At 66.5% G+C, this 25,533-nt stretch carries 25 protein-coding genes; 4 read left to right on the top strand and 21 right to left on the bottom strand.

The genetic code is table 11. The features are described from left to right. Positions 1-100 precede the first annotated feature (100 nt). The 5 genes from mmsB to CAL12_RS12235 all read right to left on the bottom strand — a co-directional run bounded on the left by mmsB (position 101) and on the right by CAL12_RS12235 (position 4,350). Complete coding sequence (gene mmsB / locus CAL12_RS12255; RefSeq protein ID WP_086064694.1) at positions 101-985, bottom strand: 3-hydroxyisobutyrate dehydrogenase; 885 nt, start codon at positions 983-985, stop codon at positions 101-103. A 123-nt stretch (positions 986-1,108) separates the two neighbouring features. Further along, complete coding sequence (locus CAL12_RS12250; protein WP_086064693.1) at positions 1,109-2,290, bottom strand: enoyl-CoA hydratase/isomerase family protein; 1,182 nt, start codon at positions 2,288-2,290, stop codon at positions 1,109-1,111. Beyond that, the gene (locus CAL12_RS12245) at positions 2,287-3,441 is read right to left on the bottom strand and encodes an acyl-CoA dehydrogenase family protein (protein WP_086064692.1); all 1,155 of its coding nucleotides are present in this window, start codon (positions 3,439-3,441) and stop codon (positions 2,287-2,289) included. The genes CAL12_RS12250 and CAL12_RS12245 overlap by 4 nt, the downstream gene beginning before the upstream one ends. A gap of 146 nt (positions 3,442-3,587) precedes the next feature. Next, positions 3,588-3,926 (bottom strand): RnfH family protein, encoded by a 339-nt coding sequence (locus tag CAL12_RS12240; RefSeq protein WP_086064691.1) that lies wholly within the window; start codon positions 3,924-3,926, stop codon positions 3,588-3,590. Beyond that, on the bottom strand, positions 3,916-4,350 hold the full coding sequence (locus tag CAL12_RS12235) for a type II toxin-antitoxin system RatA family toxin (protein ID WP_086064690.1): 435 nt from the start codon (positions 4,348-4,350) through the stop codon (positions 3,916-3,918). The genes CAL12_RS12240 and CAL12_RS12235 overlap by 11 nt, the downstream gene beginning before the upstream one ends. A gap of 105 nt (positions 4,351-4,455) precedes the next feature. On the opposite strand from CAL12_RS12235, the gene smpB reads away from it, so the two are divergent. Next, entirely contained in the window at positions 4,456-4,926 is a 471-nt protein-coding gene (smpB, locus tag CAL12_RS12230) for an SsrA-binding protein SmpB (protein ID WP_086064689.1), read from the top strand. Positions 4,927-4,950: 24 nt separating this feature from the next. Here the strand turns inward: smpB and CAL12_RS12225 are convergent, their stop codons facing one another. The 3 genes from CAL12_RS12225 to CAL12_RS12215 are packed head-to-tail and all read right to left on the bottom strand — an operon-like array spanning position 4,951 to position 7,516. Then, positions 4,951-6,096 (bottom strand): GGDEF domain-containing protein, encoded by a 1,146-nt coding sequence (locus CAL12_RS12225; protein WP_086064688.1) that lies wholly within the window; start codon positions 6,094-6,096, stop codon positions 4,951-4,953. Positions 6,097-6,144: 48 nt separating this feature from the next. Further along, positions 6,145-7,068: an SPFH domain-containing protein gene (locus CAL12_RS12220; protein WP_086064687.1), complete on the bottom strand. Its 924-nt coding sequence runs from the start codon at positions 7,066-7,068 to the stop codon at positions 6,145-6,147. A gap of 4 nt (positions 7,069-7,072) precedes the next feature. Continuing rightward, positions 7,073-7,516 carry an NfeD family protein gene (locus tag CAL12_RS12215; RefSeq protein WP_086064686.1) on the bottom strand — a complete coding sequence of 148 codons (444 nt, stop codon included), beginning with the start codon at positions 7,514-7,516 and terminating at the stop codon, positions 7,073-7,075. A gap of 188 nt (positions 7,517-7,704) precedes the next feature. Here CAL12_RS12215 and CAL12_RS12210 point away from each other — a divergent pair, with 188 nt between their 5' ends. Both CAL12_RS12210 and CAL12_RS12205 read left to right on the top strand, forming a co-directional pair. Further along, the gene (locus tag CAL12_RS12210; protein WP_086064685.1) at positions 7,705-8,445 is read left to right on the top strand and encodes a glutamine amidotransferase; all 741 of its coding nucleotides are present in this window, start codon (positions 7,705-7,707) and stop codon (positions 8,443-8,445) included. Between the two features lie 95 nt (positions 8,446-8,540). After that, positions 8,541-9,440: a bifunctional transcriptional activator/DNA repair enzyme AdaA gene (locus CAL12_RS12205; RefSeq protein ID WP_420042770.1), complete on the top strand. Its 900-nt coding sequence runs from the start codon at positions 8,541-8,543 to the stop codon at positions 9,438-9,440. A 34-nt stretch (positions 9,441-9,474) separates the two neighbouring features. Here the strand turns inward: CAL12_RS12205 and ppsA are convergent, their stop codons facing one another. Beyond that, the gene (gene ppsA / locus CAL12_RS12200; protein ID WP_086064684.1) at positions 9,475-11,838 is read right to left on the bottom strand and encodes a phosphoenolpyruvate synthase; all 2,364 of its coding nucleotides are present in this window, start codon (positions 11,836-11,838) and stop codon (positions 9,475-9,477) included. Positions 11,839-11,998: 160 nt separating this feature from the next. On the opposite strand from ppsA, the gene ppsR reads away from it, so the two are divergent. Continuing rightward, positions 11,999-12,829 (top strand): posphoenolpyruvate synthetase regulatory kinase/phosphorylase PpsR, encoded by an 831-nt coding sequence (gene ppsR / locus CAL12_RS12195; RefSeq protein ID WP_086064683.1) that lies wholly within the window; start codon positions 11,999-12,001, stop codon positions 12,827-12,829. A 39-nt stretch (positions 12,830-12,868) separates the two neighbouring features. Here the strand turns inward: ppsR and CAL12_RS12190 are convergent, their stop codons facing one another. From CAL12_RS12190 to uppS, 12 genes are all read right to left on the bottom strand, one after another. Further along, a complete protein-coding gene (locus tag CAL12_RS12190; protein ID WP_086064682.1) occupies positions 12,869-13,660 on the bottom strand; it encodes a TrmH family RNA methyltransferase in 792 nt (263 codons plus the stop codon). Further along, positions 13,657-14,265, bottom strand: coding sequence for a ribonuclease HII (gene rnhB / locus CAL12_RS12185; protein WP_086064681.1), 609 nt, complete (start codon positions 14,263-14,265; stop codon positions 13,657-13,659). Before rnhB ends, CAL12_RS12190 begins: the two co-directional genes overlap by 4 nt. After that, a complete protein-coding gene (gene lpxB / locus CAL12_RS12180) occupies positions 14,252-15,439 on the bottom strand; it encodes a lipid-A-disaccharide synthase (protein WP_086064680.1) in 1,188 nt (395 codons plus the stop codon). Before lpxB ends, rnhB begins: the two co-directional genes overlap by 14 nt. Then, positions 15,436-16,230 carry an acyl-ACP--UDP-N-acetylglucosamine O-acyltransferase gene (lpxA, locus tag CAL12_RS12175; RefSeq protein WP_086064679.1) on the bottom strand — a complete coding sequence of 265 codons (795 nt, stop codon included), beginning with the start codon at positions 16,228-16,230 and terminating at the stop codon, positions 15,436-15,438. Before lpxA ends, lpxB begins: the two co-directional genes overlap by 4 nt. Further along, positions 16,231-16,689: a 3-hydroxyacyl-ACP dehydratase FabZ gene (gene fabZ, locus CAL12_RS12170; RefSeq protein WP_086064678.1), complete on the bottom strand. Its 459-nt coding sequence runs from the start codon at positions 16,687-16,689 to the stop codon at positions 16,231-16,233. A 61-nt stretch (positions 16,690-16,750) separates the two neighbouring features. Then, a complete protein-coding gene (gene lpxD / locus CAL12_RS12165; RefSeq protein WP_086064677.1) occupies positions 16,751-17,845 on the bottom strand; it encodes a UDP-3-O-(3-hydroxymyristoyl)glucosamine N-acyltransferase in 1,095 nt (364 codons plus the stop codon). Positions 17,846-17,854: 9 nt separating this feature from the next. Beyond that, positions 17,855-18,412, bottom strand: a complete 558-nt coding sequence (locus tag CAL12_RS12160) for an OmpH family outer membrane protein (protein WP_086064676.1) — start codon at positions 18,410-18,412, stop codon at positions 17,855-17,857. A 101-nt stretch (positions 18,413-18,513) separates the two neighbouring features. After that, complete coding sequence (gene bamA / locus CAL12_RS12155; RefSeq protein ID WP_086064675.1) at positions 18,514-20,847, bottom strand: outer membrane protein assembly factor BamA; 2,334 nt, start codon at positions 20,845-20,847, stop codon at positions 18,514-18,516. 166 nt (positions 20,848-21,013) lie between these two features. Beyond that, on the bottom strand, positions 21,014-22,348 hold the full coding sequence (gene rseP, locus CAL12_RS12150; RefSeq protein WP_086067836.1) for an RIP metalloprotease RseP: 1,335 nt from the start codon (positions 22,346-22,348) through the stop codon (positions 21,014-21,016). Positions 22,349-22,435: 87 nt separating this feature from the next. After that, positions 22,436-23,680 carry a 1-deoxy-D-xylulose-5-phosphate reductoisomerase gene (locus tag CAL12_RS12145; RefSeq protein WP_086064674.1) on the bottom strand — a complete coding sequence of 415 codons (1,245 nt, stop codon included), beginning with the start codon at positions 23,678-23,680 and terminating at the stop codon, positions 22,436-22,438. Beyond that, on the bottom strand, positions 23,677-24,540 hold the full coding sequence (locus CAL12_RS12140) for a phosphatidate cytidylyltransferase (RefSeq protein ID WP_086064673.1): 864 nt from the start codon (positions 24,538-24,540) through the stop codon (positions 23,677-23,679). Before CAL12_RS12140 ends, CAL12_RS12145 begins: the two co-directional genes overlap by 4 nt. Positions 24,541-24,741: 201 nt before the next feature. Further along, on the bottom strand, positions 24,742-25,506 hold the full coding sequence (uppS, locus tag CAL12_RS12135; RefSeq protein WP_086064672.1) for a polyprenyl diphosphate synthase: 765 nt from the start codon (positions 25,504-25,506) through the stop codon (positions 24,742-24,744). Positions 25,507-25,533: the final 27 nt, after the last annotated feature.

The raw sequence follows: 25,533 nt of genomic DNA, 5'->3' as shown, positions 1-25,533 counted from the left end.
TCGGACGATCGATGCGAATAAAAACCGTCCGCAATGGGCCATCGCGCATGGATGGCCGGTCAGCCCAAGGACGGATCGCCGAGATAGTACCCGTATGGATTCAATCGGGCTTGTACAGCTTCAGGATGCTGGAAAAATCCAGTCCGCCGTGCCCCGCCGCGCCATGCATCGCATACAGGTTGCGGGCCAGCGCGCCCAGGGGTATCGACGAGCGCGTCGCCTGTGCGGCCTCGCCCGCCAGGCCCAGGTCCTTGAGCATGAGGTCGCTGCCGAAACCGCCCGCATAGCCCTTGGACGCGGGCGCATGCTCCATCACCCCCGGCCAGGGGTTGTACAGCTCGGTCGCCCAGTTGCGGCCCGAGCTCTTGGCGACGATATCGGAAAGCACCTTCGGGTCCAGGCCGTTGGCCACGCCCAGCGCCAAGGCTTCGGCGGTGCCGGCCATCAGCACGCCGAGCAGCATGTTGTTGCAGATCTTGGCCACCTGCCCCGCGCCGGCCGGTCCGGCGTGGAAGATATTCTTGCCCATCTGCTCCAGCACGGGCCGCGCGCGCGCCAGGGCATCGGCTTCGCCGCCGACAATGAAGGTCAGCGTGCCGGCCGCCGCGCCGGCCGTGCCGCCGGACACCGGCGCATCCAGCATGGCGATGCCGCGCGCCTGCGCCGCCGCCGCCACCTTGCGCGCCGACTCCGGCGCGATGGTGCTGCATTCGATCACCAGCGCGCGGGTGTCGATATGGGCGAGCAGATCGTCGCCCAGATACAGGCCCTCGACATGGCGGCTGGCCGGCAGCATGGTGATGACGATGTCTGCCCCGGCGACCGCGTCGTGCGCCGACGCCGCCGCGCGGGCGCCCGCTTCCGCCAGCCTGGCGACGCTGGCGGGCACCAGGTCGTGGACGGCCAGCGCATGGCCCGCCCTGGCCAGGTTCGAGGCCATCGGCGCGCCCATGTTGCCCAACCCGATGAATGCGATCTTGCTCACGGCTGTCTCCTCATTGTCGGCCGGCGGGACATGCCGCCGCCCTGTGATGTCGCGCGCCGGCTCGTGGCTGGCCCGCGGTGCGAAAAGCAGGTGATGCCGGCGCGCGCGCCGCGGGCAGCGCCGTCAGGCGGCGCCCAGGTCCGCCAGCGGATGCGCCTGGCCTTCCGGCCAGGGCTCATCGAAGAACTTGAGCACCCATTGCTTGTCCGCGGCCTCGATGGTGGCGGGATTCCAGCGCGGCTTGCGGTCCTTGTCGATCAGCAAGGCGCGTATGCCCTCGGCGAAATCGCCATGCGCGGTGGCCTGCAGCGCGGCGACGTATTCCGCGCGGAACACGTCCTCCAGCGAGCGTTGCCGCATGCGCAGCAGCAGCGTGAACGCCAGCCGCGCCGTCCCCGGCGACCCCGCCAGCATGGTGCGCGCCGCCTTCGACAGCCAGGGGTCGTCGTGCTGCGCCAGCGAGGCGATGTTCTCGTGGATGTCCAGCAGGTCCGTGCCCGAGCACAGGTTGTTGATCTGGAAGGAATGCTGCTTCAAGGGACCGGGCTCCAGGCCCTGCGACGGCTCCAGCGCGACCAGCGCCTGCCGCAGCAGGCCGTCGTTCATGGAGCGCGGGGCGAATGCCGGGGCCTCTTCGTCGGTATCGATGCCGACCCCGCTGCCCGCCCAGGGCAGCTCCAGCAGGCGCTCCAGCAGGCCTGGCCAATCCGCCTGCCGCACGTGGAAATCCGCCAGGCCGGTGAAGAACGCATCGGCGGCGTTCAGCTGGGCGCCGGTCAGCGCCAGGAAGACCCCGGTGCTACCCGGCATGCGATTGAGCAGCCAGCTGCCACCGACGTCCGGGAACAGGCCGATGCTGATTTCCGGCATGGCCAGCCTGGAGGTCTCGCTGACCACGCGATGGCTGGCGCCCATCATCAGGCCGATGCCGCCGCCCATCACGAAGCCATTGCCCCAGCACAGGACCGGCTTCGGGTAGGTATGGATGCGATAGTCCAGCCGATATTCGGTTTCGAAGAAATCGCGGGCGTAGCGGTTGGACCATGGGTTGCCGGGCGGGGCTTCGCGCATGCTGCGATACAGCCCGTGCAGGTCGCCGCCCGCGCAGAACGCCTTGTCGCCGGCGCCCTGCAGCACGACCACCGCCAGGCCCGGATCCACCGCCCAGGCGCGCAGCCTTTCATCGAGCATGCGCGCCATGTCGAGCGACAGGCCATTCAAAGTCTGTGGCGCATTCAACGTGGCCACGCCGATACGCATCCCGTTCGCGGTTGGACGTTCCTCGAAAAGCACGGGCTGGTTCATCGCAGATCTGCTCCTTTCTCCAACAACTGGCGGGCGACGATCACGCGCATGATCTCGTTCGTGCCTTCCAGTATCTGATGTACGCGAGTATCGCGCACCAGCCGTTCCAATGGGTAGTCCTTCAGATAGCCGTAGCCGCCGTGGATCTGTTGCGCATCCAGGCATATCTGGAAACCCATGTCGGTGGCGAAGCGCTTGGCCATCGCGCAGTACGCGCCGGCATCCGGCGATCCGCCATCCAGCTTGCAGGCCGCCAGGCGCACCATCTGGCGCGCGGCCACCAGATGCGTCGCCATGTCGGCCAGCTTGAACTGCAAGGCCTGGAAATCGGCCAAGGGCGCGCCGAACTGGCGCCGCTCACGCATGTAGAGGCGTGCCGCGTCCAGCGCGCCTTGCGCCGCCCCCACCGAGCACGTCGCGATATTGATGCGCCCGCCATCCAGGCCGCGCATGGCGATCTTGAAGCCCTGCCCCGGTTCGCCGAGCATGTTCGCCGCCGGCACCCGCACGTTTTCAAAGGCAATCGCCCGCGTGGACTGGCTGTTCCAGCCCATCTTGTCTTCCTTGCGCCCATAGGTGATGCCGTCGCTGTCGGCAGGCACGGCAAAGGCGCTCACCCCGCCGGCGCCAGCGCCCCCGGTGCGCGCCATGACGATCAGCAGGTCGGTGTCGCCGCCGCCTGAAATAAAGGCCTTGGAACCGTTCAGGACATAGTCCGCGCCATCCTGGTCGGCACGCGTGCGCAGCGATGCGGCGTCCGAGCCCGAGCCGGGCTCCGTCAGGCAGTAGGAAGCCAGATGGCTGCCGGAAGACAAACGGGGCCCCCAGGTTTCGCGCAGCGCCGGGCCGCCCCAGGTGCCCAGCATCCATGCGGCCATGTTGTGGATGGTCAGGAAGGCCGTGGTGGACGGATCGACCGCCGCCATTTCCTCGAAGACGAGCGTGGCATCCAGTCGCGGCAGGCCCAGGCCGCCGATCTCCTGCGGCGCATACATGCCACAGAAGCCCAACTCGCCCGCGCGGTGGAAGGTCTGCTTGGGGAATATGCCTTCGGCGTCCCAAGCCGCCGCGTGCGGCGCGAGTTCGCCCTGGGCGAATTCGCGCGCCGCCTGCGCGAAGGCCTGCTGATCGTCGCTCAAGTCCATGTCCATGTTCCGGTCTCCTCCAGGTGCCCCGGCGTGCCTGCCGGCGCGCTGGATCACAGGCGCGCCCCGGCTGCCGGGCGATTGTCGATCCTTTACGGTCGATGTTTTACGTTAACGTAAACGGAAACACCGTGACAAGGCCTTGCCGGAGATCAGCGCGGTGCTTTCGGCGTGCGCGGCGGCCGCGCCGCCTTGCCGCCACGTGCCTTGTGCGCCGCCCGCCGGCGACGGGATTCCATGGGATCGAACACCAGGGGTCGATAGACCTCCACGCGATCGCCGTCGCGCAAAGGCTGGGCAGGCTGGACGGCGCGGCCGAACACACCGACGCCGGCTGTCCAGGGATCGATGGCGGGAAACGCCTCCGCGAAGCCGCTGGCCGCGATGGCATCGCGCGCCGTGGCGCCGGCGGGCAAGCGCAGCTCGCGCTGCCAGGCCGCATGCGGCCGGGCGTGGCACACCCAGACCGTCAGCGTGGACTCATTCCCCATAAACGCTCTGGGCGCGCTTGGTGAAAGAATCGATGAAGCTGGTCGCGATACGGTTGAATACCGGTCCCACGACCAGTTCCAGCGGACGGCTGGAAAACTCGTACTCCATGGTGAAGAGCACCTTGCAGGCATCGGCCGCCAGGGCCTGGAATTCCCAGTGGCCCACCAGCATCGAAAAAGGGCCATCGACCAGTTCGAGATCGATGCGATGCGGAAACTGATGGGTATTGCGCGTGGTGAAACGCTGCTTGATGCCCGCGAAACTGATGACGATGGACGCCTGCATGCCGTGCTCGTCCCGGGACAGCACTTCCGCGCCGCCGCACCACGGCATGAACTCGGGATAATGTTCGACGCCAGCCACCAGCTGGAACATCTGGGCATCGCTGTAAGGGACAAGAACGGAACGCTGGACTTTGTGCATCGGCGGTCGCAAATCGCTAGAATGGCAAGATTTTACCGGCTATACGCCGACGACGCCGCCCGGCGGGTCTGAACAGCGGGCGGTCCGAACCAGGCGTGAGTCCAAATGAGCATCGTAGAAAACCGGAAAGCGTCACACGAATACTTCATCGAAGACCGCTTCGAGGCCGGCTTGGTCCTGCAGGGTTGGGAAGTGAAGGCCATACGCGAAGGCCGCGTGCAGCTGAACGAAAGCTACGTCATCGTGCGCGATGGCGAGCTGTTCATCCTGGGCATGCACGTCAGCCCGCTGCCCACCGCGTCCACCCACATCCATCCCGACGCCGCGCGCACACGCAAGCTGCTGCTGCACAGCGAGGAAATCAGCAAGCTGATCGGCAAGGTGGAACAGCGCGGCTATACCCTGGTGCCGCTGAACCTGCACTACAAGGCCGGACGGGTGAAACTGGACTTCGCGCTGGGACGTGGCAAGAAGTTGCACGACAAGCGCGATACCGCGCGCGACAAGGACTGGGCCCGCGAAAAAGAACGGCTGATGAAGCACGACACGCGCGCCTCGCGGCGCGACGACGCCTGACCCATCGCCCGACCTACCCCTGACCTACCTGACCACCACCCTGTCGCGACCGTCCAGCTTGGCCGCGTACAGCGCGCGGTCGGCGCGCTGCACCAGGGCTTCCATGCTTTCCTCGCCGTCCCATTCCACCAGCCCGCCGCTGAAGGTATAGGGTATCGTGACCCCGCCGGGCGCGCAGCCGTTGGCGCGGATGGCCTCCTGCAGGCGATTCGTGGCGAACGCGGCGGCATCGATACGGGTATCGGGGAACAGCACGGCGAACTCTTCGCCGCCCAGGCGTCCCAACAGGTCTTCCTGCCGCAAGGCGGTGGACGCCAGCGCGCCGAAGTGCTTCAGGACGGCATCGCCATGGGCATGTCCGTGCGTATCGTTGATGTCCTTGAACCGGTCGATGTCCAGCATCAGCAAGGACAGCCGCTGGTCCGCCCGCGTCGCCCGCGCCACGGTCTTCTCCGCCAGCAGCCACCACGCCTTGCGCGACAGCACGCCCGTCAGGGAATCGGTATTGGCTTCGCTTTCGCGCTCTTCCAGCATGCGGTCATGCACCATCAGCACCATGCCCAGCGTCAGGCTGGGCACCACCAGCACGCCGATGGACAGGAACAGCAGGTGCAGGGGCGTGTCCGTCGCCAGCGTGGGCATCACTTCCCAGCGCACGCCGTAGATCAGCCCGCGCAGGCCGTGGCCGACCGATTCGAACCACGCCACGGACAAGGCGAATACGTAGGGGTAGCCCGGCCGGTTGCGGGGCCGGTTCCGCTGGATGGCCCGCGCGATGCACGCCATCAGCGCGCAATGCAGGATGGAAACGATCAGGATGCGGGTATTGGTGTCGCGCCACACATACCAGAACAGCACGATGCCGAGCGTAGTCGCCAGTACCGCGCAGGCCAGGGTGCGCCGTGGCACCGGCCGGCCGAAGAACAACAGCACCGCCGCGTAGAAATAGGCGACCCCCGCGGCCATCAGGAAATTCGCCAGGACGACACCCAGGATGGGCGGCAGCGCGGCCTGCGCCGCGAAGCCGATCAACGAAACGAATACCAGGGAGGCGCCGCGTATGGATTCGCGGATACCGCGGATACCGCTGCGCGCCAGCGACCCCAGCACTGCCAGCATCAGGCAATTGGTCAGCGCCGTGAGTATGAGCAGAACGACGGAGGGAGACATTGATCGCGCGCGGTGCCTGCTACCGGCGACGACCCGCCGGATGCAGCCTTATCTCTGTGTGGATTTGACGATGGACATCGCCGATGCGATCAGGCCGCCGACATCGGCGAGATTGGCCGGCAGGATCAGTGTGTTGCCCTTCTGCGCCACATTGCCGAAGGCGTCGACATAGCGTTCCGCCACGCGCAGGTTGACCGCTTCCATGCCCCCGGGCTGCCGTATGGATTCGGCCACCTGGCTCACCGCGCGCGCCGTCGCCTCGGCGATCGCCAGCACGGCCGCGGCCTCGCCCTGCGCCTGGTTGATCTGCGCCTGCTTTTCGCCTTCGGACCGCGCGATGGCGGCTTCGCGTTCGCCGGTGGCGATATTGATCTGCTCCTGGCGGCGGCCTTCGGACGCCGCGATCAGCGCGCGCTTTTCGCGCTCGGCGGTGATCTGCGCCTGCATGGCGCGCAGGATCTCGTTGGGCGGCGTCAGGTCCTTGATTTCGTAGCGCAGGACCTTCACGCCCCAGTTCAACGCCGCTTCGTCCAGCGACGCGACGATGGTCGTGTTGATGAACTCGCGTTCCTCGAAGGTGCGGTCCAGTTCGAGCTTGCCGATCACCGAGCGCAGCGTGGTCTGCGACAGTTGCGTGATCGCCGAAATGTAGTTGGACGATCCGTAGGATGCCCGCATGGGATCGGTGACCTGGAAATACAGGACGCCATCCACCTGCAGCTGCGTGTTGTCCCGCGTGATGCAGACCTGGCTGGGCACGTCCAGCGGGATTTCCTTGAGCGAATGCTTGTAGGCCACGCGCTCGACGAAGGGGATGACGAAGCCGGCGCCCGGCGACAGCACGCGGTCGAACTTGCCCAGTCGTTCCACGACCCAGGCATGCTGCTGCGGGACGATGGCGATGGACTTCACGACGACGAGGATCGCCAGCAGAACGACGACGAGCAGTACGATGGTGGACGGATCTAGCATGGCATCAGCCTTCGGAAAGAGAGGAAACGGAAGGTCGGGGCTGGACGATCAACTGGCTGCCGCGTACCTCGGTGATGACCTGTTCGCCCGCGACAGGGTCGCAGCCGGCGGCCAGCACCGCGTCCCAGCTCGCGCCGCGATACCAGACCCTGGCCGTGCGGCCGCCCGCCCAATCGTCCACTTTCACGATCTGGCCGATATCCAGGTTCACGTCGGCATTGCGTTGCGCGTCGACTTCACGCTTTTTCAATACGCCGGTGCCGCGCAACACCAGCAAGCCGGCGATCACCACCGCGCCGCAGACCAGAAGCTGGCCCTTCAGCGCCAGGCCAGCCACGACGGCCAGGCCACCGGCCGCCAGGCCGGTGGCCACCAGCAGCAGGTAAAACGTGCCGGTCGCCACTTCCCCTATGAGCGCCAGCACGGCCAGCCCGAACCATATCCACATCGCATGAGCCTTTTATTGCAGTTAGCGACCGATTGTACGATTTTGCAGAAAATCAGGAGTACGGATGAGCATGGCGGGCGTGGATCGCAGGCTGGATGCCGAGGCCGTCTCAACGTCGGTTCAACGGGCGGACGCCGCCGCTACACTATGATCCTGCACCGCCATGCCTTTTCGTGGCGCCACACATCATGACTTCCAACGACCTTCCCGTACTCATCATCCATACCGGCGACCCGGAAGACGCCATCAAGGCCGCCCACGACAGCTATGCGGGCTTCGTCCGCCGCGCCGCGGGACTGGCGCCCGACGACGTCCACATCGTGCCGGTCTACATGGGCCCGCAGCCCGCCAACCCGGAGCGCTACCGCGCCGCCTTCATCACCGGCTCCCCCGCCATGGTCACCGACCGCGCCCCCTGGAGCGAGCAGACCGCCCATTGGCTGCGCGGCGCGGCATCCCAGGGACTGCCGATGTTCGGCATCTGCTACGGCCACCAATTGCTGGCGCACGCGCTGGGCGGCCAGGTGGGCTACAACCCCGCGGGGCGAGAGGTCGGCACGCATCTGGTCCGGCACCTGGGCGAAGATCCCCTGCTCGCCGGCGTGCCGCGCGACTTCCCGGCGCAGATGATGCACATGCAGTCCGTCATCCAGCCGCCGCCGGGGGCGACGGTGCTGGCCAGTTCGGCGCTGGATGCGCACCAGATCCTGCGCCTGGGACCGGCCATCGTTTCCACCCAGTTCCACCCGGAATTCCCGCCGGAATTCGTGCGGGAGAATCTGGAGCGCAACGCCGAGAAGTACGGCGGGGAAAACCTGGATGTCCCCGGCTTGATCGGGGACGTGCGGCCCACGCCGGAAGCCGCCGGGCTGCTGCGCCGGTTCCTGGACCTGTACGTCACCGCCTCGCGCCTGCCCGAGCCGGCCTGACAGCCGGGCCCGGAGCAAAAACCGGAGTGCGGGGGTGGGGGAGATCCCGCAAGCTGGGCGCTGGTCACAACGGACGAGGCACAACGGACACAGCCATGCGCGATACGATGGTGGCATCTTCTTCCACGGCGCGATCCATGAATCCATCCGCCCCACCCACGCATCCCCATGCGGCGCTGGTCGAGCAGGCCTGCCGCGCCATGGAAAGCGGGACGGCGACGGATCTCGCCACGCTGGCCGAACAGGCCGGCATGAGCCGTTTCCACTTCCATCGGGTATTCAAGGCGGTCACCGGCATTACGCCCAAGGCCTACGCCCAGGCCATCCGCGCGTCGCGCGCGCGTCAGGAACTGGATCGCGCGCAATCGCGCGGACGCTCCGTCACCGACGCCATCTACGAGGCCGGGTTCAACTCCAGCGGCCGCTTCTACGAAAGCGTGCCTGCCATCCTGGGCATGACACCGACGGAATTCCGCCGTGGCGGCGCCGGCCTGGGCATCCGCTTCGCCGTCGCCCAGTGCTCGTTGGGCGCCCTGTTGGTGGCCGCGACGGACAAGGGAATATGCCAGATCGCGCTGGGCGACGACCCCCAGGCGCTGGTGCAGGCGCTGCAGGACCGCTACGCCCAGGCTGAACTGGAAGGCGGTGACGACAAATTCAAAAGATGGGTGGCGCAGGTGGTCGGCTTCGTAGAGACCCCCAGTGGGGGTCTCGCCCTGCCCCTGGACGTGCGCGGCACGGCTTTCCAGCAACGTGTCTGGCAGGCCCTGCGCGAAATCCCCCTGGGCAGCACCGCCTCCTATGCGGAGATCGCCCGTCGCATCGGTGCCCCGGCCGCCGTGCGCGCTGTGGCGCGCGCCTGCGCGAGCAATGACATCGCCCTGGCCATCCCTTGCCACCGCGTCGTGCGTACGGACGGCGGCGCGGGCGGCTACCGTTGGGGCGTGGCGCGCAAGCTGGAGCTGCTGGCACGCGAAAGCGGCCAGCCGCGCTGAACGCGGCCGGCGTGGCCAGCCGCGGCGGCGGTCATCAGCCCGCCAGACGCTGCCAGGTATCGACCACGGTATCCGGATTCAGAGACATCGACAGGATGCCTTCGTCCTTCAGCCATTGCGCGAAGTCCGGATGGTCGCTGGGCCCCTGGCCGCAGATACCGACGTACTTGCCCTTGGCCAGGCAGGCCTGGATCGCCCGGCGCAGCATGAACTTGACGGCTTCGTCGCGTTCGTCGAAGTCCGCCGCCAACAGCTCCATGCCCGAATCGCGATCCAGGCCCAGCGTCAGCTGCGTCATGTCGTTGGAGCCGATCGAGAACCCGTCGAAGTAGTCCAGGAAGGACTCGGCCAGGATGGCGTTGGACGGCACTTCGCACATCATGATCAGCTTCAGGCCGTTTTCGCCGCGCTTCAGCCCGTTTTTGCCCAGCAGTTCGACCACCCGACCGGCCTGGCTCAGCGTACGCACGAAGGGCACCATGATCTCGACGTTGGACAGGCCCATTTCGCCACGCACCCGCTTCAGGGCTTCGCATTCCATGCGGAAGCACTCGTCGAACTCCTGCGCGATATAGCGCGAGGCGCCGCGGAAGCCCAGCATGGGGTTTTCTTCTTCCGGCTCGTAGCGCGAACCGCCCACCAGCTTGCGGTACTCGTTCGACTTGAAGTCGGACAGGCGTACGATGACCGGCTTGGGCCAGAACGCGGCGGCGATGGTGGCGATGCCTTCGGCCAGCTTTTCGACGAAGAAGGCACGCGGGCTGGCATAGCCGCGCGCGGCCGATTCGACCGCTTTTTTCAGCTCGGCATCGACGTTGGGATAATCCAGCACCGCCTTCGGATGGATGCCGATGTTGTTGTTGATGATGAACTCAAGGCGGGCCAGGCCCACGCCTTCGTTGGGAATCTGCGCGAAATCGAAAGCCAGCTGGGGATTGCCGACGTTCATCATGATCTTCACGTCGATGGCAGGCATTTCGCCGCGGCGCACTTCCTCGACCTCGGTTTCGATCAGGCCGTCGTAGATGCGGCCTTCATCGCCTTCCGCGCAGGACACGGTCACCGCCTGGCCTTCCTTCAGGTCGTCGGTCGCCGTGGCGCAGCCCACCACCGCCGGGATGCCGAGCTCACGCGCGATGATCGCGGCGTGGCAGGTGCGGCCGCCACGGTTGGTGACGATGGCCGCGGCGCGCTTCATCACCGGTTCCCAGTTGGGATCGGTCATGTCGGTGACCAGCACGTCGCCCGCCTGCACCTTGTCCATTTCGGAAACGTCGGCGACGATGCGCACGCGGCCCGAGCCGATCTTCTGGCCGATCGCGCGGCCGGTCACCACGACCCGGCCGGTGGCCTTCAGGCGGTAGCGCTGCTGCACTTCGTTGCCGGTCTGCTGGGACTTCACGGTTTCCGGACGGGCCTGCAGGATATACAGCTTGCCGTCGACCCCGTCGCGGCCCCATTCGATGTCCATGGGACGGCCGTAATGCTTTTCGATGATGACCGCGTAGCGCGCCAGTTCGGTGACTTCATCGTCGGTCAGCGAATAGCGATTGCGTTCGGACACCGGCACATCCACCGTGCGCACGGCGCGGCCCTGCGGACGCTCCGGGTCGAATTCCATCTTGATCAGCTTGGAGCCGATGCGGCGGCCCACGATGGGGTACATGCCCTTTTCCAGCGTGGGCTTGAAGACGTAGAACTCGTCGGGGTTGACGGCGCCCTGCACCACGGTTTCGCCCAGGCCGTAGGACGACGTGATGAACACCACGTCCTTGAAGCCGGATTCGGTGTCGATGGTGAACATGACGCCGGCGCTGCCCTTGTCCGAGCGCACCATGCGCTGCACGCCGGCCGACAGGGCGACGTCGGCATGCGCATAGCCCTTGTGCACGCGGTAGGAGATGGCGCGGTCGTTGTACAGCGACGCGAAGACGTGGCGGATCTTGTCCAGCACGTCTTCGATGCCGACCACGTTCAGGAAGGTTTCCTGCTGGCCCGCGAACGACGCGTCGGGCAGGTCTTCCGCGGTGGCGGACGAACGGACCGCGAACGAGCCCTTGCCGTCCGCATCCAGGGCGGCGAAGGCGGTGCGGATCTGCTGCTCGAATTCGGGCGAGAACGGCGCGTCGGTCAGCCATTGGCGGATCTCCGCCCCGGCCGTCGCCAGTTCGCGTACGTCTTCCGGATTGAGCGAGGCGAGACGATCGGCGATACGCTTGTCCAGGCCCGACGATTTCAGGAAATCGCGGAACGCCTCGGCCGTGGTCGCAAAGCCACCCGGCACGCGCACACCCGCGCCCGCCAGTTGGCTGATCATTTCACCTAGTGATGCGTTCTTGCCTCCTACCGAGTCCACATCCGCCATGCGGAGCTGCTCGAACGAAACGACGTACGACATTGAAGTCACCTTTTACAATGGAAAGAAAGCGAGTTTGGTCAGGGCACGGAAACGCGCGCTGGCCAAACTGGCCTTGGGACCGCATTGGGGTGACTTATCGGGGGCTGATTGTACCCGCTAGGATCCGCCCTACTTCCAGCCTCGTCGGAATTTTTTACATATGACCAACCTACCGCTCGAACGGACCGTCTACATCGTCTCGGACAGCACCGGCATCACGGCCGAGACCTTCAGCCATTCGGTATTGGCGCAGTTCGAGAACGTGACGTTCCGGCAGATCCGCCTGCCCTTCGTCGATACCCTGCAGAAGGCTGAAGAAGCCGCCCTGCGCATCGACCGCAACGCGGCCGAAACGGGTATGCAGCCCATCGTTTTCAGCACCCTGGTGCATCCCGAAATCATGGCGCGGGTGCGCCAGGCCAACGGTATCTTCCTGGATCTATTTGGAACGTTTGTAAGCCACATCGAACACGAGCTCGGCCTGAAATCCAGCCACTCCATCGGCCGCTCGCACATGGCGGCCAATAGTGAGAAATATCGCAACCGTATCGACGCGATCAATTTCAGCCTGTCCCACGACGACGGCCAGTTCGTTACAAATCTGGGCCAGGCGGACGTGATCCTCGTCGGCGTGTCCCGCTGCGGCAAGACGCCGACCAGCCTGTACCTGGCCATGCAGTACGCCGTCAAGGCGGCCAACTTCCCGCTGACGCCCGACGACTTCGAGCGCGGTGTGCTGCCTTCGACCCTGGCGCCCCATCGCAGCAAGCTGTTCGGCCTGTCGATCCAGCCCGACCGGCTGGCGGAAGTGCGGCATGAACGGCGCCCCAACAGCCAGTACGCGTCCATCGAGCAGTGCCGCTATGAAGTCGCCGAGGCGGAGCGCCTGATGCGCCGCGAGGGCATTGAGTGGCTGTCCACCACGACCAAATCGATCGAGGAAATTTCCACCACGGTGCTGCAGGAAGTCGGCCTGGATCGCGGCGGTTGAGACGGGGCGCGGCCGCGCCGGCGGCTTGAGCGCCGCCGCTTAACCGCCCCCCGTCGGAGAGGGAAAACGGCGCCGCTGCTCGAACAGGCAGATCGCCGCCGAAACCGCGACGTTCAGGGATTCCACCGCCTGCGCATCGTGCGGGATCCGCACGCGCAGGTCGGCGGCACGCAGCAGTTCCGCCGAAACGCCCTGCCCCTCGTGGCCGAATACCCAGGCGCAATGCGCCGGCAGGTTGGCGTCGTAGAGCGAGATCGATTCCTGCAGAGCCGTGGCCACCAGGGGCACGCCCAGCCGCGGCAGCAGGTCCGATAGGTCGACCCGCTCGTGCACGGCAAGCGCGAAATGCGCACCCTGGGCACTGCGCAGCACCTTGGGCGACCACGCCGCGGCACAGCCCTCCGACAGCAGGATGCGCCGTATGCCGGCGCCCGCGCAGGTGCGTATCAAGGTGCCGACATTGCCGGGGTCCTGCACGCGATCCAGCAAAACACAGGTTTCCTCGATGCGCTCGGGCAGTGCCGGCTGCGGCGGCTGCACGACGAAGGCCACGCCCTGGTCGCTTTCGACGCTGGCCAGGCCCCGCAACAGCCGCGTGTCCAGGCTGACGCAGGTTTCCTCCGGCAGCACGCGCGCCAGCTCGGCGATTTCCGGATGGTCCAGCCGCGCGACGTCGAACAGCGCCCGCACCGGCGCGCCGTGATGCCGCAGCCACGCCTGGCAGAGATGGATGCCGTCCAGCAGTACCTGGGATTCGCGGCGCCCCGCCGATGCGGCCAGGCGCTGCAGGGTCTTGACCAGGGGATTGTCGCGTGAAGCAATGTGCTTCATGACAGGATCAGCAGATCCTTGACGGGCGAGAAGCTGCGCCGGTGTTCGGGACACGGGCCATGCGCGCGCAGGCGTTCCAGATGCATGACCGTGCCGTAGCCCTTATGCTGGTCGAAGCCATAGTTGGGATACTTGCCATGCAGGCGCACCAGGTCGGCATCGCGGGCGGTCTTGGCCAGTATCGACGCGGCCGAAATGGCCGGCACCAGGGCGTCGCCCTGGATCACCGTCTTGACGCCGCAAGGCAGGCGCGGCGCCTGGTTGCCGTCCACCAGCGCAAGGCCCGGCTTGACGCCCAGCCCGAGCACCGCGCGGCGCATCGCCAGCAAGGTCGCCCGCAGGATGTTCAGGGAGTCGATTTCCTTCACGCTGGCGCTGGCCACGCACCAGGCGACCGCGTATTCCTTGATTTCGAGCGCCAGCTCCTCGCGTCGCGGGGCGGTCAGCACCTTGGAATCCGCCAGCCCTTCGATGGGACGCGCCGGGTTCAGGATCACCGCGGCGGCGTAGACGGCGCCGGCCAGCGGCCCGCGCCCAGCTTCGTCCACCCCAGAGATGATTACATCTCGCAGGCCTTCGTCGCCGAACATGTCACTTTGCGCCATGCGCCACCTCGTTGATGACCCGGGCCGCCAGTGCCGGCGTGTCGCGCAGCAGCTCGGCGTGCAGATCCGTGAACCGCGCCTGGATACGGGCGGCGCCAGCTTCATCCGTCAGCGCGCGCCAGGTGGCGTCGGCCAGCTTGTCCGGCATGGCGTCGTCCTGTAGCAGCTCGGGTACGGCGAAGTCGCGCAGCAGCACGTTGGGCAGCCCCACCCAAGGCAGATAGGGACGCTGCTGCCCGGATTTCCACGCCATGATACGTCGCATCCAGGGCGACAGCACATAGGAAATAACCATGGGACGCTTGTACAGCGCGGCTTCCAGCGTGGCCGTGCCGCTGGCCACCAGCACCGCGTCGGCGGCTTCCATGACCGACCAGGCCACGGGATGGCCCTCGGCGGGTGCGACGTCTTCCGCCGTGACGATGCGCAGGTTCCTGACGGGATGCTGGCGCAGGAAGCCTTCGAATTCGGCGCGGCGCGCGGCGTTCACCATGGGCACCAGGCATTGCAGGGCCGGGTCGCGCGCCTGCAATTGCTGCAGGGCCTGCAGGAAACGCGGCGCCAGCACGCGGATTTCCGAGGAGCGGCTGCCTGGCAGCATGGCCAGCACGCGGGCACCGGCTTCCATGCCCAGGCGCGCGCGCGCGACAGCGCGATCGGGAACCATGGGTATGGTGCCGGCAAGCGGATGGCCCACATAGGTGACCGGTATGCCTTCCTTGCGATAGATATCGACTTCGAAAGGGAACAGCACCAACATGTGCGAGACCGCCTGGCGGATCTTGTGGATGCGGTCGTAGCGCCAGGCCCAGATCGACGGCCCGACGAAATGCACGGTCGGTACGCCCGCCTGCCGCAGCTGCAATTCGAGCTTGAGATTGAAATCCGGCGCGTCGATGCCGACGAACACGGCAGGCGGCTCGGCCAGCATGCGCCGCTTGACGTCACCGTAGATGGCCAGCAGGCTGGGAATGCGCTTGAGCGCATCCACGTAGCCGAACACCGTCAACGCATGCATGGGATGCCAGCTGTCGAAGCCGCGCGCCTGCATGCGCGGCCCACCTATTCCGGCGCAGGACACCGAGGCATCGTATTCGCGCAAGCCTTCGATGATGCGGCCGGCCAGCAGGTCCCCGGAGGGCTCGCCGGCGACCATGCCGATACGCGTGGTCACGGCCGGATGATGCCGCGTTGCGACTGATCCAGGAAATCCAGCATGACCTGCAGGACTTCGCGCGTTTCGGGCTCGCTATCCTGCCGGGCGCGCAGTTCGGCGCGCGCTTCGTCCAGGGACAGGCCGCGCCGGTAGATGGCCTTGTAGGCGTCGCGCAGGGACGAGACGACGGCGGGCGTGAAGCCGCGCCGCTTCAGGCCTTCCACATTGATGCCCACCGGACGGCACGGGTTGCCCGCCGCCAGCACGTAGGGGGGCGTATCCTGCATCAGCGAGCTGTTGCCGCCCGTCATGCTGTGCGCACCTATGGTGCTGAACTGATGGACGCCGGTCAGGCCGCCGAGAATAGCCCAGTCGCCCACCCGCACGTGTCCGCCCAGCTGCACGCCATTCGCCAGTATGGTATTGCTGCCGACGTGGCAATCATGGGCGATATGCACGTACGCCATGATCCAGTTGTCGCTGCCGATGGTGGTGACGCCACCGTCCTGCACCGTGCCGGTGTTGAAGGTGGTGAACTCGCGCACGGTGTTGCGATCGCCGATTTCCAGCCGTGTCGGTTCGCCGGCGTACTTCTTGTCCTGCGGCATGCCGCCGATCGAGCAGAACCGGTAGAAACGGTTGTCGCGGCCGATGGTGGTGACGCCATCGATGACGCAATGCGATCCGATCTCCGTTCCCGCGCCGATGCGCACCCGCGGGCCGACGACGCTGTATGGACCGATGACAACGGAACTGTCGATCTCAGCAGCCGGATCGACCACGGCGGTGGGATGGATGCGATCGGTCATTTATGCGTCCAGGTTGCGGATGGCACACATGAGTTTGGCTTCGGCGACCAGTTGGCCGTCCACCAGCGCGCGGCCGGCGTACTTGCAGATGCTGCGACTCAAGCGCTCGGCGTCGACTTCGATGCGGAGTTGGTCGCCCGGCAGGACAGGACGGCGGAAACGCGCGCCGTCGATGCCGACGAAGTAATACACCGTGGACGAGCCCCCGGCGTCGTTCTTCAGCGCGGACTCATCCGAAAACGAGAACAGCGCGGCGGCTTGCGCCATGGCTTCCAGGATCAGCACGCCGGGCATGACCGGATGGTGCGGGAAGTGCCCCGTGAAGAACGGCTCGTTAATCGAGACGTTCTTCAAGGCAATGATGGATTTGCCGGGCTGGATGTCGATCACGCGGTCGATCAACAGCATCGGATACCGATGCGGCAAGCGATCCAGGATCCCCTTAATGTCGAGTTCCATGAGTATGTTCCTGCATTGCAATTCTTCTTACGGCACGGCGGGCTGGCCGCGCGCCGCGATGTTATTCCTGCTCCAGCGTCCGCACGCGACGGCGCAACTGGCCCAACTGCTGGATGACAGCCGCATTGCGCTGCCAATCGCCATGTTCCGCGTAGGGATAGACTCCGGTGTAGCGGCCTGGCTTGGAGATATTCGACGTGATGGCGGTGCCGCCCGATATGTGGACGTCGTCCGCCAGCGTCAGGTGGCCGGACAACATCGATGCCCCGCCTATGGTGCAGCGCGCGCCTATGGTGGTGGAACCCGCGATGCCCACGCAAGCCGCCACTGCCGTATGCGCCCCGATCCGGACGTTATGCGCGACCATGATCTGGTTGTCCAGCTTGACGCCGTCCCCGATCACCGTGTCTTCCAGCGCGCCCCGGTCGATCGTGGTGTTCGCGCCGATTTCCACATCATCGCCCACGGTCACGCCGCCGAACTGGGGAATCTTGCCCCAGGCGCCTTTGCCCAGGGCCGGATCCGGCGCGAAACCGAAACCGTCCGCGCCCAGGACCGCGCCCGTATGGATGACGGCGCGGGCGCCCACGGTTACGCCCGCATACAACGTTACCCGAGCGTGCAGGAGTCCGCCAGCCCCGATGGAGGATCCGGCACCGACGATACAGCCGGCCCCGAGCACGGCGTCGCGGCCGATATGCGCACCGGATTCGATCACGCAATGCGGCCCGACACGCGCGCCGGCTTCGATCACCGCGTCGTCGGCGACCACGGCGGTGGGATGCACGCCACCCGGCAATGCCGGACGCCGCGCACGGTCGAACCACTGCGCGATGCGCGCGTAGAGCAGATAGGGATTCGCGGTGACGACGCGGGCGAAGGCGGCAGGCGCCGACTGGGCGGACAAAGCCTGTTCCACGTCCGGCGTCACGATGACCGCGCCGGCCCGCGTGGCGGGCAGCTGGTTTTGATAGCGGGGATTGGAAAGAAAGCTGATTTCAGCCGGCCCGGCGGAGGCCAGCGTTCCCAGCCCCTGTATGCGGGGGAGCGCCCCATTCGATGGGGCGCTGATCTGCCACGTCAGGCCTTGGGTGTCGGTATCCGCCAATAACTCGTCAAGTAAGGGCGCGCGAGCGGGATCTAGCAGAACCGGCATGGGCGACGCTTACTTGCCGAGGGCCTGGATCACTTTGTCGGTGATGTCCACGCGCGGGCTGACAGTCACGGCGTCCTGCACGATCAGGTCGTAGTTTTCCTTCTCGGCGATATTCTTGATGGCCGCGTTGGCCTTCTGCACGATGGCCGAGAATTCTTCGTTGCGGCGACGGTTGAAGTCTTCCTGGAATTCGCGGCGGCGGCGTTGCAGGTCGCCATCCATGTTGCTGAGGTCGCGCTGGCGCTTCATGCGATCGGACTCGGACAGGACGGGCGCATCCTTGTCGAACTTCTCCGCCTGGGCGCGCAGATTGGTCGCCAGACGCTGCAGGTCGGCGTCACGGGCCTTGAATTCGGATTCGATCTTGGCTTGCGCCGCGCGGGCGGGACCGGATTCGCGCAGGATACGCTCGGTATTGACGAAGCCGATTTTCGTCCCCTGCGCAGCGGCGGGCGCCGCGTACGACGCGCCCAGCAGCAGCGCGCCCGCCAGCGCCAGCACAGCCGTCAGGGAAACGGAGCTCTTGCGCGATGAACGGGACAATTTGCGTACGAAAATAGACATCATGAAAATTTCACCTTCCGATAAGGTCAAGCAAACCGCTATTGTGCCACTAAACCGACACCCTATTGGGCGGCCGGAAACATCCGGCCACCTTTGATTTGCGTTTAGAAACCAGTGCCGATCTGGAACTGGAAGCTCTGTGTATCGTCACCCGACTTCGCGTTGAGCGGCCGGCCGTAGGAGAGTTGCAGCGGGCCCAGCGGCGATTGCCAGGACAGGCCCACACCCGCGGAATAACGCCATCCGCAAGGATCCTCGACTTCGTTGTTCTTGCCGGCCGTGCAGGTCAGCCCGGTGCCCGGCTGTACGCGACCGGCGTCCGTGAACAGGAACCAGCGCAGGGTCTTGTCCTTGGTGGCCCCCGGGAACGGCAGGTAGAGCTGCGCATTGGCCACGATGCGGCGCGCGCCGCCCAGGTAATCGCCCGTCAGGGAGTCGCGCGGGCCCAGGGACGCGCCTTCATAGCCGCGCACCGAGCCGATGCCGCCGGCGTAGACGTCCTTGATGACCGGGAAGTCCTTGCCGCCGTACGACTGCCCCCAGTCGATCATGCCGTTCAAGGCCAGCGTGTAGCTGCGGCCCAGCGGCATGTAGTACTGCTGCTGCCCGGACAGCATGGTGTATTTCAGGTCCATCGTCGACACGTTGGCCTGCAGTTTGGTGAAGTAGCCCTTGGTCGGCGCCAGCGCGCTGTCGCGGGTGTCCTTGTTCCAGCCAGTGGTCAACAGCACCGAGTTGGTCGAAGCGCCGTACTGGTCGACGTATTGCTGATAGGCCAGCGGCGAGTTGCTGTCCAGATGGACGCGGTTGCGTTCGAAGGACGCACCCAGGATGATGCGGTCGTATTCCGAAATGGGCACGCCGAAATTCATGCCCAGGCCGAACGTATCGACGCGGTACTCGCCGTCGTTGTCGATGAACGGACGCTGCTGGCGGTAGTACAGCGACGTGGTGCGGCTGATGCCGTCCTTGGTCCAGTACGGGTCGGTATGCGACAGCACCGCGGCGCGGTTGGTCTTGCTGGTGTTCAGCTGCAGCGTCAGGTTGGTGCCGCTGCCGAAAACGTTGTCTTCGCTGATACCGGCGCTGAAGATGGCGCGGTCCGTGGAGCCGTAGCCCACGCCCAGGTTGACCATGCCGGTCGGCTTTTCCTTGACGTCGACGTTGACGTCGACCTGGTCGGGCGAACCCGGCACCGGATCGGTCTTGACGTTGACGTCGTTGAAATAGCCCAGGCGGTCGACGCGGTCGCGCGACATCTTGATATCGCCGGCGTCGTACCAGGCGGCCTCTTCCTGGCGCATTTCGCGGCGGATGACCTCATCCCGCGTACGCGTGTTGCCGCCGATCTGGATGCGGCGCACGTACACGCGGCGGCTGGGATCGACGTAGAACGTCAGGTCGGCCTCATGCTTGGCGCGATCCAGCTGCGGATTCGGGTTGACGTTGGCGAAGGCGTAGCCCAGTTCGCCCAGGTAGTCGGTGATGGCCTTGGCGCTATCGTTGGTCTTGGCGGCCGAGAAGGTCTCCCCGGCCTTGACCTGCACCAGCGCGTCGATCTGCTTGTCCAACCCCAGCAGGTTGCCGGCCAGCTTGACGCTGCGCACCTTGTAGGGCTCGCCTTCGTGCAGGGTGTAGGTAATGTAGATGTCCTTGCGATCGGGCGAAATGGTGACCTGCGGGGGCTCCACCGCCACTTCGAGATAGCCGCGGTCCAGGTAGAACGAGCGGATCCGCTCGACGTCGCCTTCCAGCTTTTCGCGCGAGTACTTGTCCGTATCGGTGTACCAGGTCAGCCAGCCGGGCGTGGTCATCTGGATCTGGTCCAGCAGTTCGCTTTCCGAGAAGGCCTTGTTGCCGACGAAGTGGATTTCGCGGATGCGCGCCACGTCGCCTTCGAAGATGTCGAAGCTGATGCCGACGCGATTGCGCGGCAGCGGCGTCACGGTGGAGGTGACTTCGACGCCGTACTTGCCCTTGGACATGTACTGCTGCTTGAGTTCGAGTTCGGCCCGCTCGAGCATGGAGCGGTCGAAGATGCGCCCTTCCGCGAAGCCGACGTTGCGCAACGATTCCAGGATCGCCTTGCTGTCGAACTCCCGCATGCCATTGAACGTGATGGACGCGATGGTCGCGCGTTCCTGCACCACCACCACGACCACGTTGTTGTTGGTGTCGATGCGCACGTCGCTGAAGAAACCGCTGCCGTAGAGGCGGCGCACGGACTCCGTCGCGGTATCTTCCGTGAAGGTATCGCCCACCTTGAAGGGCAGATAGCCGAACACCGTGCCGGCATCGATACGCTGGATGCCCTCCACTCGGATGTCCTTGACGACGAAGGGTTCGAAGGCGTTGGCCAGCGCCGGCAGCAGCATCAGCATGGCGATCAGGCCCGCCCAAATACCCTTGTTGGGCTTAAACATCCAGCGGAAAAACATCCTGGGGGATCCTTGGTGGTCCAAATGGCGGAGTTATAGGTGCAAATGGCGGAGGATTTTAAGGCAGAACCCGCCCGAGCGAAAGGCACACACCTTCCACCCATGCGGCCCACATCGTCGGATGCGGGCCGCGGAGGGTCGGCAGGGGCATGCAGGACCCGGGCGCCTAGGTGAAAAGCCGGGCGAAATCATTGAACAGGGCCAGCCCCATCAAGCCCGCCAGGAGGCCCAGGCCGGCACGCTGGCCGATGTCCAGCCAGCGCGTAGGCGGCGGGCTGCCACGGACGATTTCCAACAGGTAATACAGCAGGTGGCCGCCGTCCAGCATGGGGATGGGCAGCAGATTGAGGACGCCCAGGCTGATGCTGATGAGCGCCAGATAGGCGATATAGGCGGCCAAACCGATCCGGGCCGTCTGGCCGGCATAGTCGGCGATGGTCACCGGACCGCTGATATTGCGCCACGAAACCGCGCCGGTGACCATGCGGCCCATCATGCGCAGCGAGAACCAGGCCGTGTCGGCGGTGCGGGTCACGCCCTGCCACATGCTGTCGACGAGGCCGTAGCGCACCGTCACCATGGGCACGTCCCCGCCCAGCTGCACGCCGATGCGGCCGACGGTTTCGCCGTTTTCCAGGCGTTCGGCGCGGGGCGTCACCATCAGGGAGACATCGGCGCCATCACGCCGGACCAGCAAGGGCACCGCCTGGCCGGCGTGCTGCTGGACCACACGGACCACCGAGCCGACATCCTGCACCGGCTGGCCATCGACGGCCAGCACGACGTCGCCGCCCCGCAGCCCGGCCTGTTCTCCCGCCGAGCCGGCCACCAGGCCACGCACCACGGGACGCGGTTCCTGCAAGCGCAGGCCGGCCACGGCCAGCGGATCGCCCTGGGAAGGATCGAGGCGGTTCTCGCCCAGCGTCAGTTCGCGTTCATGGACGGCGCCCTGCACGGTCCGCACGCCCACCTGTACCCGCCCGCCGGTGGAGATATGGTCCATCAACTGCCAGCGCGCGTCGTTCCATGACGTGATCGGCGCGCCATCGATCGAGACGATGCGGTCACCGGCCTGCAGGCCCGCCTGGGCGGCCGAGGTACCGGCGGCAGGCTGGGCGATGAAGGCGGCGGGCTCCTCCACGCCGGCCAGGTTCAGGCCGGCGTAGAGGACTACCGCCAGGATCAGGTTGAAAACGGGACCCGCGGCGACGATCAGGATGCGCTTGCCCACGGGTTGCCGATTGAACGACTCGGCCGATTCCGCCGGCGTGGCGCCTGGTGGGGGATCGTCCTGCATCTTGACGTAGCCGCCCAGGGGGATGGCCGAGACGGCCCATTCGGTGCCGTGGCGGTCGATGCGCCGCAACAGGACCTTGCCGAAGCCCACGGAGAACCGCAATACCCGTACGCCGCACAGCCGCGCCACCCAATAATGGCCGAGTTCGTGGAAGGTGATCAGGATACCCAGCGCGACGGCGAAGGCAAGCAAGGTGAAGAGCATGGAGGCGTACCAAATGAAGGAGCCGCGCAAGGCACGCCGCGCGATGGTGTCGCGCGGCCGTTTCGCGTGATGGCGTCGCGGATGGCGTCAGCGGCCCCTGGACTGGGTTGCGGCGACCCGGGAATGCGCCAGGACCTGTTCCGCCCGAGCCCGCGCGGCAGCGTCTTCCGCCAGGACGTCGTCGAGGCTGTCCAGCGTAACAGATGGCCGACCGGCGTGCCACTCGAGGGTTTGGGCGATAACGGCGGGGATACAGGTGTAGGGCACCGTTTCACGCAGGAAGGCGTCCACGGCGATCTCGTTGGCGGCATTCAGGGCGATACAGGCGCCCTGCCCGGCCGCCAGCGCATCGAAGGCCAGGCCCAGGCAGGGAAAACGGCGCAGATCGGGCTTTTCGAAATCCAGGCGGCCGCAGCGCGCCAGGTCCAGCAGCCCGACGCCGCTGGCCAGACGGTCGGGAAAGCCCAGCCCGTAGGCGATGGGCGTGCGCATGTCCGGCTGGCCAAGCTGCGCCAGCACCGAGCCGTCTTCATACTCGACCATGGAATGGACGACGCTCTGCGGATGGATGAGCACTTCGATGCGGTCGGCGGGCATGGCGAACAGCCAGTGCGCCTCGATCACTTCCAGCCCCTTGTTCGCCATGGTGGCCGAATCGACGGAGATCTTGCGGCCCATGCTCCAGTTGGGATGCTTGCACGCCTGCGCCGGTGTGATGGCGTGCAGCGCATCCGGGTCGTGCTGGCGGAACGGGCCGCCCGACGCGGTCAGGATCAGGCGCCGCACGCCGGCGGCGGGCCGCGTGGGCGCGGAGGCGCGCTCGCCATGCGGCAGGCATTGGAAGATGGCGTTGTGCTCGCTGTCGATGGGCAGCAGTTCGGCCCCGTGGTCGCGCACGGCGGCCATGAACAGCGACCCGGCCGCGACCAGCGCTTCCTTGTTGGCCAGCAGCACCCGCTTGCCGCTGCGCGCGGCGGCAAGCGCCGACGGCAGGCCGGCGGCGCCGACGATGGCCGCCATGACGGTATCGCAATCCGGATCGGCCGCGGTATCGGCCAGCGCCTGTGCGCCGATGCGGATCTCCGGCGGCGTGGTTCCCTGCGTGCGCAGTTGCGCCCAGGCCTGGCGGAAACGCGCGGCGGCATCCGCGTCAGGCACGACCACCACGCGCGCGGCGCTGGCGAGCGCCTGTTCCGCCAGCTTTTCCATGCGGCTATGGGCCGAAAGCGCATACACGCCCAGCCTGTCGGGATGCCGCGCGATCACGTCCAGGGTGCTGTCGCCGATCGATCCCGTGGACCCCAGCACGGCGATACGCTGAAACGCTGTCAAAACAGTACTCCACTGAGTAGCAAGGCCACCGGCGCCACCGGCAGGATGGCGTCGATACGGTCGTAGACGCCACCGTGCCCGGGCAGCAGATTACTGGAATCCTTGCGTCCGGCGCGCCGCTTGAGCAGCGACTCGAACAGGTCGCCGACGATGGAAAGCATGCCCAGCAGCGCGGCGATGGGCAGCGCGCCCCAGAGCGTCCAGCGCTGGACCAGGGCGTGGCCGAAGGTACCCTGCCAGAGGCTGCTGACGCCTATCCAGATGACGGCGGCCGCGACGCCGCAGATGGCGCCTTCGACGGTCTTGCCAGGGCTGACGCGCGGCGCCAGCTTGCGGCGCCCCAGGGCCCGGCCGCCGAAATAGGCGGCAATATCGGCCGCCCACACCAGCGCCAGCAGGGACAGCAGGAAGACCGCCCCGTGGGTCATGAAGAACAAGGCCAGGACCGCCCAGGCCGCCAGCAGGGCCAGGATGGCGAACAGCGTCAGCGGCACGCTGGCCGGCGGCGCGTCGCTGCGTCCGCGCACCACGGCGACGGTGGCGCCGAAGATCCACAACAATGCCGACAGGGGCACGACCCAGTTGAATAGCAGCGCGCCGGAGGCTTCGGCGGCGAAATCGTAGCGGCTGCCGCCCGTCCACCAGAAGGTGACGCACAGTGCCGCGATGCCCAGCAATACGCCGACGGCGATCGCCCCGGCCCCACCGCCCGCCGGCAGCGTCAGGCGCGCCCATTCCCAGCCCGCGCAAGCGGTCGCGACGGCGAGCAGCACCATGAAAGGCCAGGGGGTAGGCGCCGCCATCGTGGCGGCCAGGACGGCAAGGAGGATGACGGCTGTGACGATGCGCTGGCGCAGCATGGGGTCTCCTAATCTTGGGCGAGTGCTTGGGCAGGTGCTTGGGCAGGTGCCCGGCCAGGTGCTTGGGCAAGTGCCGGGCCGGATGCCCAGGCATGTTCCGGGGCGGGTGCCTGGGCGACCGCCCGCCGCAACGGCGGGAACACCGTATTCTGCCCCCTTTTCATGGGGCCGCGTGGCGGCGGGCGAAGGGGCCCGGCCAGGCTAGCGTTTTCCGGCCGCATTGACCTGGGCGCTGGTGCGCCCGAAACGCCGCTCGCGGGTCCGATACCATTCGAAGGCTTCTTCCAGCTCCGGCCCACCGAAATCCGGCCAATAGCGGTCCGTGAAGAACAGCTCGGTATACGCCAATTGCCAGATCAGGTAGTTCGAGATGCGCTGTTCGCCGCCGGTGCGGATGAACAGGTCCGGTTCGGGCGCCCAGGCCATCGACAGATAGCGGCTCAGCGTGGCTTCGTCGATGCCGTCCGGCGCCTGCGCCAGCGCCGGATTTTCCGCCAGCATGCGGCGCATGGCCTGCAGGATGTCCCAGCGGCCGCCGTAGTTGGCGCACACCGAAAGATGCAGCTGGTCGTTGTGCGCGGTACGGGCCTGCGCCTGCTCGATCAGTTCGCGCAAGCGAGGCTCGAAGGGCGAAAGATCGCCCACCACGCGCAGCCTGACGCCCTGCCCGTCGAGCTTGTCGACTTCGCGTTCCAGCGCCTGCACGAACAGCCGCATCAGCAGCGAGACCTCTTCGGCCGGACGGCGCCAGTTTTCGGAGCTGAAGGCGAACAGGGTCAGGTAACGGACGCCACGGCGGCCGCAGGCCTCCACGACCCGGCGCACGGCCTGCACGCCCTTGGCGTGCCCGGCGGTGCGGGGCAGATGCCGCCGCGTGGCCCAGCGGCCGTTGCCATCCATGATGATGGCAACATGCTGCGGGATGTTCGACGTCGGCGGGACGGCCTGGGTGGAACTGATAGTCATGAGGTTGCAAAGACCGCGCGGCGCTCG

It is taken from the genome of Bordetella genomosp. 8 (assembly GCF_002119685.1).
Taxonomy (GTDB): domain Bacteria; phylum Pseudomonadota; class Gammaproteobacteria; order Burkholderiales; family Burkholderiaceae_B; genus Bordetella_C.
The sequence above is the reverse complement of the archived record's forward strand: the minus strand, read 5'-3'. Positions and strand labels throughout refer to the sequence as shown.